Source organism: Paramagnetospirillum caucaseum (assembly GCF_000342045.1).
GTDB lineage: Bacteria > Pseudomonadota > Alphaproteobacteria > Rhodospirillales > Magnetospirillaceae > Phaeospirillum > Phaeospirillum caucaseum.
On sequence record NZ_AONQ01000040.1, the window covers coordinates 1 to 16368 of the forward strand.

The following is a 16368-nucleotide window of genomic DNA, read 5'->3' on the forward strand; positions in this document are numbered from 1 at the left end:
ATGAAGGCCGGGTGGTCGGCGGGCGTCACCAGGGGGGTGAAGGCGTCGGACGACGCCTCCAGCACCGACCACAGATCCTGCGCCCCGCCCTCCCCCGCCACCAGCACCCGCTCCAACTCGGGCAGGCGGTGGCGGGCGCGGTCCAGCGCCGGTCCGGCCGCCGGATCGATCACCGCCACCCTGGCGCCACTGTCTGCCAGTCGCCAGCCCAGGGGCTCGGCCCCCAGCGAGAGCGGCACCGGCACCAGCACGGCACCCATCTTGGTGACGGCCAGCAGGGTCACCGCCGCCTCCAGCCCGGCGGGCAGCACCATGGCCACCCGGTCGCCGGGCACGACGCCCATGGCGGCCAGCCCGTTGGCCAGCCGGTTGGACAACAGGCGCAGCATGTGGAAGGTGTGGCGCTCGACGCCACCGTCCGGGGCCTCGACGATCAGGGCGGTGCGATGGCCGTCGGCCCCGGCCATGGTCTGGCGGTCGCAGACGTCGAAGGCCAGGTTGTAGCGTTCCGGAATCTTCCAGCGGAAGGTCCGGCAGGCCTCTTCATAGCTGCGGCTGGCGGTCAGCATGGATCGTCCTCACCCACCCAGCGGCATCAGCTCTTCGAACCACAGATAGGTGCCGACGTCGTCGAACATCACGCCGTCGAAGCCCAGATCCATGATGCCGGCCAGATACTTGCCCAGCATGCCGCGCCATTCGCCGCTGCCCAGGTCGGTGACGAAGGCGCCCGGCCCCTCGTCCAGGGCGTAGAGGAAGGCGGGATTGCCCACCTCCCAGCCCTTCATCCAGTACCAGCGCCAGTCATAGGCGCGACCCAGCGGCATCACCGCGAAGACCAGCCGGCGCGGCCCCAGCTTCTTGTACTTCAGGCGCTGGATGTCGGCCTTGACCAGCAATTCGCTGGAGCGGTGCGCCACGTCCACCAGCACGATGTCGTAATTGGTCTCGCCGACCGCCTCGACGAACTTGCCCTTGGTGCCGAACTTGTCGGAGCGCAGCACCGGCAGCCAGTTGCGGGCATGGGCGACGGTCAGGATTTCCTTGGCGTTCTCGAAGGCGGGATGGGCGCGCGGCGTCTCCTCCAGCGGGCCGCCGCCGATCTTGGCATAGGGGGTGACCTTGTCCCGGATGGCGGATTTGTAGGCGGCCTCCATCCCCCCCTTGTCGTCGCACATCTCGACGGCCAGCACGTTGCGGCCCTCGGAGCGGATGGCGTCCAGGGCATAGGTGGCGCGCCGCTGGATCTCGGCGCGGGCCTGCTTCTGCTTCAGGTCGTTGTACTTGCGCAGTTCCTCGGCGGGATCGTTGCTGAAGGGGCCCATCTCCACCGCCACCGGCGGGCGGTGGACGCCGCGCCTCCTCTCGGCCTCCAGTTCGGCGTCCAGGGCGCGCCGCGCCTTGATCACCTCGTCCAGGGGCTTGTCGAAGGCGTAGGGGCCGCAATACAGACCGTCCATGACGACGCCGTCCAGCACCTTGACCAGCGGCCGGAACACCGAGCGCAAGGGCGGACGCTTGATGAAGTTGGCGCCGGTGGGATCGTGCAGGTCGTCCCACTCCATCTCCAGTTCGCCCTTGACCAGCAGTTCGTCGCCGCCGCGCATCAACACCTGGAAGGCGGGATTGCGCTTCTTGGCGTAGGTGCCCAGCTCGATGACCACGTCGCGGGTCTGCTCGCGGAAATTGGGGATCATGCTGGGCGGCGGCGGCGCGAAATCGCGGGGCCGGTCGAGCGCCAGGGCCGGCGAGGCGGCGCCCAGCAATACCGCCAAGGCGATCAGGCGTTTGATCATGCCAGCAACTCCCCCACATGCTTGGCGATGGCGAGGCTGGAGGTCAGCCCCGGACTCTCGATGCCATAGAGCGCCGCCACGCCGGGCAAACCGGTCTCGGCGGGGCCATGGATGAGAAAATCGGCGGCCGGCTCCCCTTCCGCGGTGATCTTCGGGCGGATGCCGGCATAGGCGGGCTCTAGCGCGCCGTCGGGCAGGCCGGGCCAATAGCGGCGGATGGCGGCGTAGAACGAATCCCCCCGCCGGGCATCGACGCGGTAATCCTCTTCCGTCACCCATTCCACGTCGGGGCCGAAGCGCGCCCGCCCGCCCAGGTCCAGGGTGAGATGCACCCCAAGCCCGGCGGCCACCGGCACCGGATAGATCAGGCGCGAGAACGGCGTGCGCCCCGACAGGGTGAAGTAATTGCCCTTGCACAAATGAGCCGGCGGCACGTTGGCCAGCCCCAGGGCGGCCCCCAGGCGCGGCGCGGCGAGGCCGGCGGCCAGCACCACCCGGCGCGCCAGCAGGGTGGCCGGCTCGGCGCCGCCCACCGCGAGCAGCATGCCGCTATCGGTGGGACGCCCGCCGGTCACCGGCGATTTCAGCGCCAGGGCGGCGCCCCGCCCCTCGGCCTCACCCAGCAGCGACAGCATCAGCCCATGGGTGTCGATGATGCCGGTGGCGGGCGACAGCAGCGCCGCCACGCAATCGAGGTCGGGCTCCATCTCGCGGGCCTGGGCGGCGGAAACCGGGGCCAGCCCCTCGACGCCGTTGGCCCGGCCCTTTTCAAGAATGCCGTCCAGCTGCGCCGCCTCGGCCTCGCTGGTGGCGACGATCAGCTTGCCCGTCACCTTGTGGGGCACCCCCCGGCTGGCGGCGTAGTCGCGCAGCATGCGGTTGCCGGCCACGCACAGCCGCGCCTTCCGGCTGCCCGCCGGATAGTACATGCCGGCGTGGATGACCTCGGAATTGCGCGACGAGATGCCGGTGCCGATGGCGCCCTCGGCCTCGAGGACGACCACCTCGCGGCCGGCCTGGGCCAGGGCGCGGGCCACGGCCAGCCCGACCACTCCGGCCCCGATCACCACGCAATCGACCCGCTCGGCGGCAGCTTCGGTCAACACCTTGTTCTTCCCCACAACGGAACCATCTAGATGTCGCGGAGAATAGCATCGGAGGATCAAGGGTTAAAGGCGCATCGCCGTTGCACCCGTGCCCCGCCGCCGCTAGACTCCGCCGCACCGCACCATTGCCGGACAAGCCCGCCCGTGACCGTCGACACCGCCACTTCCGTCTGCCCCCACGACTGCCCCAGCGCCTGCCCGCTGGTGGTCGAACTGCCCGGGCCGGGCCGCATCGGCCGGGTGCATGGCGGCGACCTGCCCTATACCGACGGCGTGGTCTGCGCCAAGGTGGCGCGCTATGCCGAGCGGGTGCACCATCCTGACCGCCTGACCACCCCGCTGAGGCGCCTGGGCGCCAAGGGCGAAGGCCGCTTCGCCCCCATCTCGTGGGACGAGGCGCAGGACGAGATCGCTTCGCGCTTCAAGGAGGCGGCGGCTCGCCTGGGGCCGCAAACGGTGTGGCCCTATTTCTATGCCGGCACCATGGGCCACGTGCAGCAATCGGCCATCAACCGGCTGCGCCGCGTCATGGGCTATTCCAACCAGGCCAAGACCATCTGTTCCACCTCGGCCAGCACCGGCTGGGTGGCGGGCACCGGCGCCAAGTGGGGCGTGGACCCGCGCGAAATTCCCGAAAGCGACCTGATCGTCATCTGGGGCGCCAACCCGGCCGCCACCCAGGTGCACCTGATGGGGCTGATCTCCCAGGCGCGCAAGCAGCGCGGCGCAAAGCTGGTGGTGGTCGATCCCTACCGCACCCCCACGGCGGAAAAGGCCGACCGGCACCTGATGCTGCGTCCCGGCACCGACGGCGCCCTGGCCTGCGCCGTGATGCATGTGATGTTCCGCGACGATCTGGCCGACCGCGCCTATATGGCGCGCTACACCGATTGCCCCGAGCGGCTGGAGAGGCATCTGGAGAGCCGCACGCCGCAATGGGCCGCCGCCATCACCGGCCTCGCCGCCGAGGAGATCGAGGCCTTCGCCCGGCTCTACGGCACCACCAAACGCGCCTATCTGCGCTCGGGCTACGGCTATTCCCGGTCGCGCAACGGCTCGGTCAACGTCCATGCCGTGTCGTGCCTGCCCGCCGTCTCGGGGGCGTGGCGGCACAGGGGGGGCGGCGCCAACCAAAGCATGGGCGGGGTATTCGACCTTCGCCGCACCCTGCTGGACGGCCTCGACGTGCCCGCTCCCAAGGTGCGCACCCTGGACATGAGCCGCATCGGCCCGGTGCTGACCGGCGACCCGAAGGATCTGGCCGGCGGCCCGCCGGTCACCGCCATGCTGGTGCAGAATTCCAATCCCGCCGCCGTCGCCCCCGACAGCGGGCTGGTGCGCCGGGGAATGCTGCGCGACGACCTGTTCCTGGCCGTGCACGAGCAGTTCATGACGGCGACGGCGCGCCTCGCCGACATCGTGCTGCCCGCCACCACCAGCATGGAGCATGCCGACCTCTACACCAGCTACGGCCATACCTTCCTGCAGGTGGCCAAGCCGGTGATTCCCCCCATCGGCCAGTCGTGCCCCAACCACCGGGTGATCGCCGACCTGGCGTCGCGGCTGGGGGCGATCCACCCCGGCTTCGAGATGGACGAGTGGGAGATGATCGACCAGGTGCTGGCGGCATCCGACCTGCCGGGCGCCGACGAGCTGCATGCGCTGGGCGGGCTGGACTGCGCCAAGGTGTTCGAGGACGCCCATTTCCTCTCGGGCTTCGGCCACGAGGACGGCCGCTTCCGCTTCGCCCCCGACTGGGGGGCCGAGGGACTGCCGGAACTGCCCGACCATCTGGCGGTCACCGACGCGGCGGACGAGGACCACCCCTTCCGCCTGATCACGCCGCCGTCGCGGCACTTCCTCAACACCAGCTTCACCGAAATGCCCACCTCGCGGACCCAAGCCGGGCGGCCCACCGCCCTGCTCCACCCCGACGACTGCGCCGCCCTGGGCTTGACCGAGGGCGGATTGGTGTCCATCGGCAATTCCAAGGCGGAGATCACCGTCCACGTCCAATCCTTCCCCGGCATCGCCAGGGGCGTGGCGGCGGTGGAGGGCATCTGGCCCGACGAGTTCTTCCCGGGCGGCAAGGGCGTCAATTTCCTGACCAGCGCCGACCCCGCCCTGCCGGGCGGCGGCGCCGTCTTCCACGACACCAAGGTCTGGCTGAAACAGGTGGAGCCGTCATGAAGAAAGCCCACGTCATCGTCGTCGGCAACGAGAAGGGCGGCACCGGCAAGTCCACCATCTCCATGCACCTGATCGTCAGCCTGCTGGACCGGGGCCTGTCGGTGGGCAGTATCGACGTCGACGCCCGCCAGGCGACGCTGACCCGCTATGTCGGCAACCGGGCGGCCCGCCGGGACCGGGCGGAGCTGGACCTGCCGCTGCCCGAGCACGTGGCCATCCCCCCCACCGGCGACGGAGCCGCCGATTGCGCCCGGCTGGAGGAGGCGTTCCGGGACTTCGCCGCCCGCCACGACGTGGTGGTGATCGACACGCCGGGCAGCGACCATCCCATGTCGCGCCTGGGCCATTCCTTCGCCGACACCCTGGTGACGCCCCTGAACGACTCGCTGGTGGACCTGGACGTGCTGGCCCTGGTCGAACCGGGAACCATGAAGATCCGCCGCCCCAGCCATTATGCCGAGATGGTGTGGGAGACCAAGAAAGCCCGCGCCATGCGCGGTGAGAAGGCGGTGGTGGACTGGATCGTGCTCCGGAACCGCCTGTCCACCCTGGACGCCCGCAACAAGCGCGACATGGAGAAGCTGCTGGCCGAGCTGTCGAAGCGGGTCGGCTTCCGGATCATTCCCGGCCTGGGCGAGCGGGTGATCTACCGCTCCATGTTCCTGGAAGGCCTGACCCTGATCGACCTGAAGAAGAAGCCGCTGGGCTTCGATTTCAACATGAGCCACGTGGCCGCCCGCCAGGAGCTGCGCACCCTGGTCGATGCCATCGGGGTGAGTGCGGCGGCGGGGTAATGCCAACCTGCGTTGAGTAAAACTCATCGCGGGTTGGATAGGCCCAAGGGGCCGCGCGCCTTATGGCGCGGGAGGCATGGGCGCGGAGGCGCCCGCCCGCTTCCAATGAAAAATGCCCCGCCGAGGGCGGGGCATTGGCAGCCGTATTTCTTATCCAGGAAGGATCAGTCCTCCCGATGGGTGCGCTCCAGCCGCTCGTGACGCTCCTGCGCCTCGATGGACAGGGTGGCGATGGGGCGGGCCTCCAGACGGCGGATGGAGATGGGCTCGCCCGTCTCCTCGCAATAGCCGTAGGAGCCGTCGGCCACCCGGCCGATGGCGGCGTCGATCTTGGAGATCAACTTGCGCTCGCGGTCGCGGGTGCGAAGCTCCAGGGCGCGGTCGGCCTCGGCCGAGGCGCGGTCGGCGATGTCGGGCTCCTGCATGCCGCCTTCTTGCAGATGCTGGAGCGTCTCATCGGATTCCCGGAGGAGTTCGGCCCGCCACCGCAGCAGCTTCTGACGGAAATACTCCTTCATGGTGTCGCTCATGAAGGGCTCGTCCTCGGACGGAACATAGTCCGGCGGCAACGTGACGTTCATACGATCCCTCGAATTCCTGCTCGGGGTTCAAGTCGCAGCGCAATATATGGATCGAGGCGCACCCCCGCAAGGGCCGTCTTGCATTCCGGCCCCCCGCCGAAGGGTAAAATCCGCTGGTGACAGGAAAATCAGCCGCGTTGCGACAGTTTGGCCAGTTCAACCTCGACGCGGAGTTCGATCTCGTCAAGGATCGCCGCCAGACGCGGATCGGCGCAATTCTCGCGCCGGGCCCGCACATTCTGGGCCAGATTCATCATCCGGCTGGTGGGAATTTCGCCCATCAAAAGGCCGTGGCGCAGTTCCTCGAGCCCGTCCAGCAATTCCTCACCCCGACGGACCAGCCGGCGCCGCGCCTCGCGCTCGACGGAATTGTCCACCTGCTGCACCACCAGAAGGGCGTCGATGCCGGTCATGCCCACCGGAGCCTCGACGGCATGCGCCTCCTCCATCGAATCCATGGATTCGATGAGAGCCTTCTTGAACTCGCCCTTGGCGCCTGAACTTTCGGACTTCCTGGTGCCGGAGACGGCACCCTTGGAGCCCACGCCTGAAATCTTCATGTCCCGATTCTACCCGGTTGGGCCGGACTACGACAGGCGTTATTTCGCCAGAGCCGGCGCCCCGGGTCAACTGGGCAGGTTTTGCCGGGCTGACGGGCCTTAACTGCCCGGCCAAATCGGCCCACCCCGCCGCGATGACCGCGCCAACGCCCTGGAATACAACGATCTTTCTCTTGGCACGGGTTTCGCAAGAGGATGTCCGCCAGACCCATGTTCCGTTCGCTGGCCCCATTCAGTTCGCTGGGATGAGATCGCCATGAGACCCAATGTCCGCCGAGCCCTGTTCACCGCCGAACCGATCCGCGCCCTGTTGCTGGCCGCCTCGCTGCTGGCCGCGACGCTGGGGATGATGCCCACCGAGGCCTTCGGGGCGTCGCGCATCAAGGACATCGCCGATTTCGAAGGGGTCCGCGACAACATGCTGGTGGGCTACGGCCTGGTGGTCGGCCTCAACGGTACCGGCGATTCGCTGACCAACGCGCCGTTCACCAAGGAAAGCCTGACCGGCATGCTGGAACGCCTCGGCGTCAACATCAGGGACAGCACCGGCGCCATCACCTCGGTCAGCCCCAAGAACGTCGCCGCCGTCATGGTCACCGCCGTGCTGCCGCCCTTCGCCCGCCAGGGCGCCCGCATCGACACCAACGTCGCCGCCATGGGCGACGCCAAGGACCTTCGCGGCGGCACCTTGCTGGTCACCCCGCTGATCGGCGCCGACGGCGAGGTCTATGCCGTGGGCCAGGGCCAGGTGGCGACCGGCGGCTTCACCGCCTCGGGCGCCTCGGGCTCGTCGGTGACCAAGGGGGTGCCCACCGCCGGGCGCATCGCCAACGGCGCCATCGTCGAACGCGAACTGCCCTTCGAGATGTCGCACCTGGAATCGGTCAAGGTATCCTTGCGCAACCCCGACTTCACCACCTCGCGCCGCATCGCCCAGGCGGTCAATTCCTTCCTGGGCGGCGACATGGCGCGGCCCATCGACCCCGGCACGGTGCAGATCGCGGTTCCGGCGGGCTATCGCGGCAACGTGGTCGGCCTGCTGACCGACGTCGAGCAACTGCGCGTCGAGCCCGACCAGATGGCCCGCGTGGTGATCGACGAAGTGTCGGGCACCATCGTCATGGGCGAGAACGTCCGCATCAGCACCGTGGCCATCGCCCAGGGCCAGCTGACCATCCGCATCACCGAGACGCCGCAGGTGTCGCAGCCCTCGCCCTTCTCGGACGCCGGCACCACCACCACCGTGCAGCGCACCGACATCGAGGTGGACGAAGGCGCCGGCAACAAGCTGGCCGTGGTCGCCCACCGGGTCACCCTGCAGGAGCTGGTGGAGGGCCTGAACAGCCTCGGCATCGGCCCACGCGATCTGATCGTCATTCTTCAGGCCATCAAGGCGGCGGGTGCGCTGCAGGCCGAACTGGAGGTGCTGTGATGAGCATCCTGCCCGCCATGACCGCCACGCCCTACACCGACACCGGCGCGCCCGGCGTCAGGATGCCCAAGGCGGGAGCCACCGACACCGCGCGGGCCGCCAAGGCCGGCCGCCAGTTCGAGTCCATGTTCATGAGCCAGATGTTCCAGCACATGTTCGAAGGCATCAAGACCGACGGCATCTTCGGCGGCGGCAGCGGCGAGCAGATGTTCCGGTCCCTGCTGGTGGACGAATACGGTAAAATGGTCGCCAGCAAGGGCAACGGCATCGGGATCGGCTCCGCCGTCCAGAAAATGCTGCTGAGCCATCAGGAGGTGCAGTGACATGATCGACGACCCCAACACCCCCGAAAGCGACTTCCTCGACGACGACGAGCTGGCCCGCGCCCAGGCCGAAGCCGAACTGTTCTGGTACGACGACCTGCTGTTCGCCTGCACCAATCTATGCGACCTGCTCGACGTCGAGAACGAGGCGCTGCTCTCCCACGACCCCGAGACGGTGCGCCTGCTGGCCGACAACAAGGCGGCGCTGGCGCGGCTCTACGAGCAGTCGGTCCAGCCCCTGATCGAGGCGCCCGACCTGGCCGGCCTGCTGGACGACGACCGCCGCGAGATGCTGACGGCCGTCGGCACCCGGCTCAACGAGCTGATCGAGACCAACGCCCGGCGTCTCAAGGCCGAGATGGAGGCCTATCAGCGGGTGATGGACATCATGGTCGACGCCGCCAAGAAGAACGTCACCAGCACCACCGCCTACGGCAGGGCCGGCATCTTCGACGCCGCCGCCGGCGTCGGCGGTTCGCTGTCCTTCAACAAGGCCCTGTAACGCCGTCAAAGGCGGGGAAGAGAAATCATGTCGCTGACCCTCGGACTCAATTCGGCGCTTTCCGGACTTCTGACCAACCAGAAGGGCCTGGACGTCATTTCCCAGAACGTGGTCAACGTCAACACCAAGGGCTACGTCCGCAAGGAGATGGTCCCGGAATCCCGGGTGGTGAACGGAGTGGGCGCCGGCGTGCAGCAGGGCGCCCTGGTCCGCAACGTGGATGAAGGCCTGATGCGCGACATCCGCCGCCAGACCGCCACCCAGGGGGCGCTGGACGTCACCCAGACCTATTACCCGCGTGTCCAGGACCTGTTCGGCACGGTGGGCAAGTCCAATTCCATCTCGCATCAGATCGAGCAGCTGCAGGCGTCGTTCGAGACCCTGGCCACCCAGGTCAACACCCCGGCCTTCCAGTCCTCCGTGGTCCAGACCGCCAAGGACATGACCGGCCAGTTCAACGAGATGACCTACCACATGCAGAACCTGCGGCTGGAGGCCGACCGGGCCATCCAGGACACCACGGGTCTGGTCAACAAGCAGTTGGAGGACATCTTCGACCTCAACCAGAAGATCGTCCGCAACAACGCCATCGGCGGCGATATCGGCGACCTTCAGGACAAGCGCGACAACGCGCTGACCTCGCTGTCCAAGTACATGGACATCCAGTACTTCGAGCGCGGCGACGGGTCGATCGGCGTCTATACCAAGACCGGCAAGACCCTGGTGGACAAGGGCCCCGCCGTCATGACCCATGTGTCCACCACCATCACCGACGCCTGGATGACGGCGGCCGGCGGCAATTTCAACGAACTGACGCTCAGCACCTCGGACGCCCTCGATATCGGCGACGACATCAACGACGGCCAGCTGCGCGCCCTGCTGGACGTGCGCGACACCATCATCCCCAATCTCCAGGCCCAGATGGACGAGGTCGCCGCCAAGCTGAAGGACACCATCAACCAGGTCCACAACCGCGGCACCGTCTTCCCCACCCAGAATTCCAAGATGGTGGGCACCCGCCAGTTGGTCGATCCCAACAACCCGACGCTCAACGGCTCGAACCCCCAGCGCATCTGGTTCTCGGGCGACGACGACACCACCATCGCCCTGTTCGACACCGACGGCGACCAGGTCGCCTCCACCACCCTGCGCACCATCATGAGCAGCACCAGCTATACCGACGCCGCCGGCGCCGCCACCGCGCTGGACATGTCGGACGATGCCGCCACGCTGGGCGTCAAGATGACCGACGTGGCCGCCAAGATCCAAAGCTGGATGCGCCAGCAGAGCTACCAGGGCAACCTGATGACCTCGGCCAGCGCCTCGGTCACCACCGGCACCCTGGTCCTCGACACCGGCGTCCCCGCCGTCACCCTGGCCTTCCGCGACCAGGAGGCCACCGCCGCCGGATCGGACGCCACCGACGCCCGCATCAATTTCGACGTGGACGGCGACAACAAGGCCGACAAGCAGGTGGCGGGCTTCGCCAACTTCTTCGGCCTCAACGACTTCTTCACCACCACGGTGCCCAACTCGCTGCTGGATTCCGACGTGGTCGCCCAGGACTTCACGCTCAGCACGGCGCGCAGCTTCACCATCAGCGACCCCACCGGCAAGATCGGCAACACCATCGCCATGGCGGCCGGCTCGTCGCTCTACGACATCGCCAAGAAGATCAACGCCCAGACCCAGACCAACGAATCCGCCACCCTGTCCAGTTCGTCGATGACCACCACCGCGGCGACCTCCATCACCATCAACGACGCCAACGGCCAGGTGACCCAGCTGACCATCGGGGCCGGCGTCATCACGCTGAAGGACATCGCCGACGCCATCAACGCCAAGGGCACCTCGGCCCAGGCCGCCGCCGTGCAGGAAGGCCCCAACGCCTACCGCCTGCGCATCTGGGACAGCCGGGGCGTTCCGCTGGAGGTCGGCGTCAGCGGCGGCACCATCGGCACCTCGGACATGGAAGCCCATCTCGGCCTGCAGCAATCCCAGCTGGTCGAGGCCTCGGTGATCCCCGAGGGGTTCGGCTACCGCCTGCGCATCCGCCAGACCTCCGACCGCGAGCTGTTTCTGGGCGCCACCCCCGACAACCTGACGCCGTCCGGCAGCTTCATCACCGAGCTGAGCATGCACACCGCCTCGACCCGCAAGGCGGGCGTCATCGAGGTGCGCACCGACATCCAGGGCTCGCCGGCCAAGGTCAGCCGCGGCGCCATGCAGTACAACACCGACCTCGGCAAGTACTTCCTGTCCGAGGGCGACAACACCACCGCCCTGGCGCTGGGCGGCGCCATGTCCTCCAAGATCCAGATGGCGACGGCGGGCAGCCTGTACGCCGGCAGCTACAACTTCGCCGAGCACGCCGCCGCCTCCATCGCCCAGGTGTCCACCGACGCCTCCCATTCCAAGGACCGGCTGGACTACCAGACCACGCTGGGCCAGGCGCTCAATTCCCAGTACGCCTCGACCAGCGGCGTGAACCTGGACGAAGAGGTCGCCAATATGATCAACTTCCAGCAGGCCTATTCCGCGTCGGCCAAGGTGATCTCGACGCTGCAGGAAATGCTGGATATCCTCGTCAATATCGTGAAGTAAGGGAGGCCGATCATGACCCGCATCGGCACGCTTGGCGCCAATACCGCCTACGTCAACCGGATCCTCGATATCCAGACGCGGATTCAGACCGAGCAGATCCAGGTCACCACCAAGCTGAAGTCGCAGACCTACGACGGCATCGCCTCGGGGGCCAACACGGTCATCAATTTCGAGAACGAGCAGGCCATCGCCAAGCGCTTCATCGACAACAACAATGTCTGGAGCACCAAGCTCGAGGCCGCCACCACCGCCATCGACGGCGTGAAGAAGACGCTGACCATCTTCCGCAACTCGCTGGAATCGTTCCGGCAGAACAATCCGAAGAACGAGCTGAACATCAAGAGCATCCAGAAGGTCGCCTTCGAGACCATGCAGACCATGCAGGCCGACCTGGGGACCAACGTCAACGGCCAGTACCTGTTCTCGGGCGGCCGGGTGTCCGAGGTGCCCGTCCAGTTGCCCGCCGCCAGCCTGAGCCAGTTCCAGAAACTCTACGACGGCGCCATCAACACCTTTTCCACCACCCGCAACGCCGACCTCCAGGAGGTGTCCCTCTCCAACCTGGAAGCCACGGCCATGAGCTTCAACGGCGCCAACGGGGTGATCACCTCGGCCCGTTCGGACGCGTTCAAGACCATCCATGCCGGGTCGCGCATCACCGTCTCGGACAGCACCGCATCGCCCAGCAACAACGGCGACTTCACCATCAAGTCCAAGGCCATGTGCGACGTGGCCGGCAACCCGCTGGCCGAGGGCAGCACCACCACCAACGTCATCAGCTACGGCTCGACGCCCAGCAACATCCTGGCCGCCGCCACCACCGGGCTGAACTTCAGCTTCGCCACCGACGGCACCATGAAGATGACCGCCGACACCGCCGGATCGCTGTCCAACCTGACCATCGGCACCAAGTTCACCATCGCGCCGGACCTGTCCAACGGCGCCCTCACCACCGGCTACGAGGGTTCCTACGAGGTCATCAGCAACAAGAACGGCGTGGTCAACTTCAAGACCAATTTCGGCCCGGCCGCCGAGGAATCGGTCGCCTCGACCGACATCACCTTCGGGGTCAACGGCGGCGCCATGGGCAGCCCGGCCACCGCCGGCACGCTGAACTTCACCACCACCAGTTCGGCGGTCACCGGCCTGACCACCGTCACCCTGACGGCGGCCAGCGGCGCCACGGTGGATTTCGCCGGCGTCAACGTCGGCGACCAGCTTGCCCTGGGCGGCACCGCCAGCCACAACGGCACCTTCACGGTGACCAACGCCACCGCCACCTCGGTGTCCTTCGTGCTCAATCCCGAAGGGGCGCGGGTGGCCCAGTTCCTGCCGCAGACCGGCCGTACCGATGTGGAGATGTCGTTCCTCGACCCCAATACCGGAACCACGGCCGTCCGGAATTCCACCCACTTCACCTCGCTGGACTTCAGTTCCACCGGCACGCTGGGCGAGCGCATCACCTCACCCGACGCCGACGGCTTCGAGGACGAGGGCGGCAATCCCTATCCGGCCGTCGACAGCATCATCACCCTGAAGAGCACCACCGGAGTCAACGACGGGGTCTACAAGGTGGTGGCCAATACCGGCGGCTATATCGAGATCGCCAGCGCCAGCCTGACCACCGAGACCCTGTCCACCGGCACCAAGATCAACTCGGAGAGCTGGTACAAGGGCGACACCCTGCAGCTGCAGCACCGCGTCGATATCGACCGCAGCGTGGACGTGGGCATCTATGCCTCTGACCCGGCCTTCGAGAAGGCCATGCGCGCCCTGGGCCTGATCGCCCAGGGGACGTTCGGCACCGCCGGCGGACTGGACGCCCACCAGGAACGCATCGGCCAGGCGCTGTTCCTGATCAACGACGCCCTGGAATCACCGGCCTCCGGCACGCCGCCCTTCGGCGCGGAGAAGGCCGGCGACGTCAAGTCGGCGGCCAGCCTGATCAACAGCACCCGCAAGACCATCTCGCTGAAGAACGAGAAGCACAACCAGTTCATCGGTTTTCTGAACCAGCGGGTGGCCGACATCGCCCAGGTCGACCAGACCGAGGCGGTCACCAAGCTGCTGTCCGACCAGACGGCGCTGGAGGCCAGCTATCAGGCGCTGGCCCAGGTGCGGAGCCTGTCGCTGCTGACCTATCTGAAGTAACGCGCGGCGCCGCGGCCGCCCCCTCTCCCGCCGCCCCGGCGTCAGTCCTGGGCGGCGACCGCGTCCTCGGCCACGGCCACGGTCTGCAGCGAGCCGAGCACCTTGGTCTCGTGCTCCAGCAGGTGGCGGGTGGATTTCAGCGCCTTGTAGTAATGGCCCTCGGCCACCGCCTCGCCGATCTCGTCCTTGATCGGGGCGGCGCTGGGGCAGGCCTCCACATAGCTGTCGAGATAGTGGTTGAACATACGCAGGTACTCGCCGCGCTTGGTCGGAAAGATATAGGCGCATTGCAGGGCGAAATAGACCCGGGAGGCCGGAGTCACGCTATCGGAATCCGACAGGATCTCCTTCTGACGCAGGATCGAGCAGTCGTTCAGCACCCGCACCTTGGTGTTGGAACTGGCATTTTCCAGCACCGCGCCGTTGATGATGAGCTTCTCGCCCGGCTTCAGATCGATGATAAGCGGCAACGCAACGCACTCCGTTCTTTCAAGGCGGGGACAATGGCAGCAAGCCTTATCCCAGGCAATCTTCGGTAAGTATGGCCCAACCTCGGTTCCAAGCCTTACCGCTTATTTAGGTCACCAGCCACCCTTTTCCAGCCAGCTCCGTAACATCCACAATCGGTCGGAGCCCCAGAACCCTTCGCCGTCCACCAGGAAGAACGGCGAGCCGAACACCCCCTTGGCGATGGCCGCCTCGGTCTCGTCCTTCAGGCGGGCTTTCCACTGGGGCGCCTGGGCGGCGGCGGCCATCTCGTCCGGGTCGATGCCCAGCGGCACCCCCAGGGCGCAGGCCACCTCCAGGCTGGAGATGTCCATGTTCTCGGCGAAATAGGCCAGATAGACGGCGCGGGCATAACTCCTGGCCAGATCCTGGTCCCTGGATTCCAGCCACCAATAGGCCCGCGACGGCGGCAGGGCGGGAACCGGGAAGGGATCGGGCAGCCGGTAGGGAACCGCCATCAGCCGGGCCAGACGCTCCCAGTCGTGGCGGGCGTAGTCGCCCTTCAGCGGCTGGCTGACCAGCGGCAGGTTGCCCGAGGCCTTGAAGGCCGAGCCGATCATGATCGGCTTCCACGCCACCTCGCGGCCGAAGCCGGCCACCAGCCCGTCCACCTCCTGGGCGGCGAAATAGCCGTAGGGCGAGGCGAAATCGAAATAGAACTCAACCGGTGCGGCCATGGCCCACTCCTACCAGGCTAGACGCGTCCCATCGTAATGGATGAGGGCGCCGCTGTCCTCTGCCCTGAGTTCGGCCATGACCTTACGCATGCCCGCCACCGCGGTGGCGGCGTCCAGGGTCGCGTTGGGACCACCCATGTCGGTGCGCACCCAGCCGGGCGACAGCGCCGCGGTCAGGATGCCCCGGGGCGCCAGATCGGCGGCCATGTTCTTGATCACCATGTTGAGCGCCGCCTTGGCGGCGCGGTAGGCGTAGGAGCCGCCCGAGGGGTTGTCGGACATGGCGCCCATCTTGGACGACACCGCCGCGATGAGCTTGCGTCCGGCCATCTGGTCGGCGAAGGCCTCGGCCAGTTTCAGCGGCGCCAGGGCGTCGACGGCGATCACCTTCATGAAGGCGGCGGCATCGACGGCGCCGAACTCCTGCTTCTCGCCGTAGATGCCGGCGTTGAGCAGCAGGACGTCGAGGGCGATGCCGGCCAGCGAGCCTTTCAGCCGCGCCACCTGGGCCGGATCGGCCACGTCGCAGACATAGACCTCGCCGCCCGCCTCGGACAGGGCGCGGCCGGCCATGGGATCGCGCACCGTGCCCAGCACCCGCCAGCCCTGGGCGGCGTATTGCCGGGCGAACTCGAGGCCCATGCCGCGATTGGCGCCGGTGATCAGGATGGTGGGCATGGTGCGGTTCTCCTTTGCTCGGCGGGCAGGATGCCCGCGCTCCATGCCCGGAGCGCGGCCGTCCCCGCCGCCCGTTACGCCTTGAGCGCGGTAACCTCGATCTCCACCTTCATGCGCGGATCGACCAGGCCGCAGACGATGGTGGTGTTGGCCGGGCGGATGCCCTTGAAGGCCTTGCCCAGCACCGGGGCGATCTGCTCGAAGAAGGCGGCTTCGGTGATGTAGGCCTTGACGCGCACCACGTCCTTCAGCGACGAGCCGGCCTGCTCCAGCGCGGCGGCGATGGTGGCCATGCACTGCTCGGCCTGGGCGACCACATCGTCGACGATCTGGCCGTCCTTGAAGCCCGAGGTGCCGGAGACGAACACCCAGGGGTCCTGGCGCACGGCGCGGGAATAGCCGGCCACGTCCTCGAACGAGGAACCGGAAGAGATCAGCTGACGGGTCATGGTACGGGTCCTTGGACA

16 protein-coding genes are annotated in these 16368 nt (G+C 67.4%); 7 read left to right on the forward strand and 9 right to left on the reverse strand.

The window, feature by feature from the left end; genetic code table 11:
• From H261_RS14370 to H261_RS14380, 3 genes are all read right to left on the reverse strand, one after another.
• The coding region (locus H261_RS14370) for an AMP-binding protein (RefSeq protein ID WP_008618825.1) at positions 1-569 on the reverse strand (569 nt) is incomplete at its 3' end.
• A 9-nt stretch (positions 570-578) separates the two neighbouring features.
• Positions 579-1796: a hypothetical protein gene (locus H261_RS14375; RefSeq protein ID WP_008618826.1), complete on the reverse strand. Its 1218-nt coding sequence runs from the start codon at positions 1794-1796 to the stop codon at positions 579-581.
• Positions 1793-2917: an NAD(P)/FAD-dependent oxidoreductase gene (locus tag H261_RS14380; RefSeq protein ID WP_008618827.1), complete on the reverse strand. Its 1125-nt coding sequence runs from the start codon at positions 2915-2917 to the stop codon at positions 1793-1795. The genes H261_RS14375 and H261_RS14380 overlap by 4 nt, the downstream gene beginning before the upstream one ends.
• 129 nt (positions 2918-3046) lie before the next feature.
• On the opposite strand from H261_RS14380, the gene H261_RS14385 reads away from it, so the two are divergent.
• Both H261_RS14385 and H261_RS14390 read left to right on the forward strand, forming a co-directional pair.
• A complete protein-coding gene (locus H261_RS14385) occupies positions 3047-5092 on the forward strand; it encodes a molybdopterin oxidoreductase family protein (RefSeq protein WP_008618828.1) in 2046 nt (681 codons plus the stop codon).
• Positions 5089-5886 (forward strand): division plane positioning ATPase MipZ, encoded by a 798-nt coding sequence (locus tag H261_RS14390; protein WP_008618829.1) that lies wholly within the window; start codon positions 5089-5091, stop codon positions 5884-5886. The genes H261_RS14385 and H261_RS14390 overlap by 4 nt, the downstream gene beginning before the upstream one ends.
• A gap of 164 nt (positions 5887-6050) precedes the next feature.
• Here the strand turns inward: H261_RS14390 and dksA are convergent, their stop codons facing one another.
• Together dksA and H261_RS14400 are read right to left on the reverse strand one after the other, a co-directional pair.
• Complete coding sequence (gene dksA, locus H261_RS14395) at positions 6051-6467, reverse strand: RNA polymerase-binding protein DksA (RefSeq protein ID WP_008618832.1); 417 nt, start codon at positions 6465-6467, stop codon at positions 6051-6053.
• A gap of 128 nt (positions 6468-6595) precedes the next feature.
• On the reverse strand, positions 6596-7027 hold the full coding sequence (locus tag H261_RS14400; protein WP_008618834.1) for a flagellar assembly protein FliX: 432 nt from the start codon (positions 7025-7027) through the stop codon (positions 6596-6598).
• 256 nt (positions 7028-7283) lie between these two features.
• On the opposite strand from H261_RS14400, the gene H261_RS14405 reads away from it, so the two are divergent.
• The 5 genes from H261_RS14405 to H261_RS14425 are packed head-to-tail and all read left to right on the forward strand — an operon-like array spanning position 7284 to position 14039.
• Positions 7284-8459 (forward strand): flagellar basal body P-ring protein FlgI, encoded by a 1176-nt coding sequence (locus H261_RS14405; protein WP_008618835.1) that lies wholly within the window; start codon positions 7284-7286, stop codon positions 8457-8459.
• A complete protein-coding gene (locus tag H261_RS14410; protein ID WP_008618837.1) occupies positions 8459-8782 on the forward strand; it encodes a rod-binding protein in 324 nt (107 codons plus the stop codon). Before H261_RS14405 ends, H261_RS14410 begins: the two co-directional genes overlap by 1 nt.
• A 1-nt stretch (position 8783) precedes the next feature.
• Positions 8784-9284 (forward strand): flagellar protein FlgN, encoded by a 501-nt coding sequence (locus H261_RS14415; RefSeq protein ID WP_008618838.1) that lies wholly within the window; start codon positions 8784-8786, stop codon positions 9282-9284.
• A gap of 27 nt (positions 9285-9311) precedes the next feature.
• Entirely contained in the window at positions 9312-11888 is a 2577-nt protein-coding gene (flgK, locus tag H261_RS14420) for a flagellar hook-associated protein FlgK (protein WP_008618842.1), read from the forward strand.
• A 12-nt stretch (positions 11889-11900) separates the two neighbouring features.
• On the forward strand, positions 11901-14039 hold the full coding sequence (locus H261_RS14425; protein ID WP_008618843.1) for a flagellin: 2139 nt from the start codon (positions 11901-11903) through the stop codon (positions 14037-14039).
• Between the two features lie 41 nt (positions 14040-14080).
• On the opposite strand, the gene H261_RS14430 is transcribed toward H261_RS14425, so the two are convergent.
• From H261_RS14430 to H261_RS14445, 4 genes are all read right to left on the reverse strand, one after another.
• Positions 14081-14509, reverse strand: coding sequence for a flagellar biosynthesis repressor FlbT (locus tag H261_RS14430; RefSeq protein ID WP_008618850.1), 429 nt, complete (start codon positions 14507-14509; stop codon positions 14081-14083).
• 111 nt (positions 14510-14620) lie between these two features.
• Positions 14621-15223 (reverse strand): 2-hydroxychromene-2-carboxylate isomerase, encoded by a 603-nt coding sequence (locus H261_RS14435; RefSeq protein WP_008618852.1) that lies wholly within the window; start codon positions 15221-15223, stop codon positions 14621-14623.
• A gap of 9 nt (positions 15224-15232) precedes the next feature.
• A complete protein-coding gene (locus H261_RS14440) occupies positions 15233-15901 on the reverse strand; it encodes an SDR family oxidoreductase (RefSeq protein ID WP_008618854.1) in 669 nt (222 codons plus the stop codon).
• A 74-nt stretch (positions 15902-15975) separates the two neighbouring features.
• Positions 15976-16350 (reverse strand): RidA family protein, encoded by a 375-nt coding sequence (locus H261_RS14445; RefSeq protein ID WP_008618856.1) that lies wholly within the window; start codon positions 16348-16350, stop codon positions 15976-15978.
• Between the last annotated feature and the right edge of the window lie 18 nt (positions 16351-16368).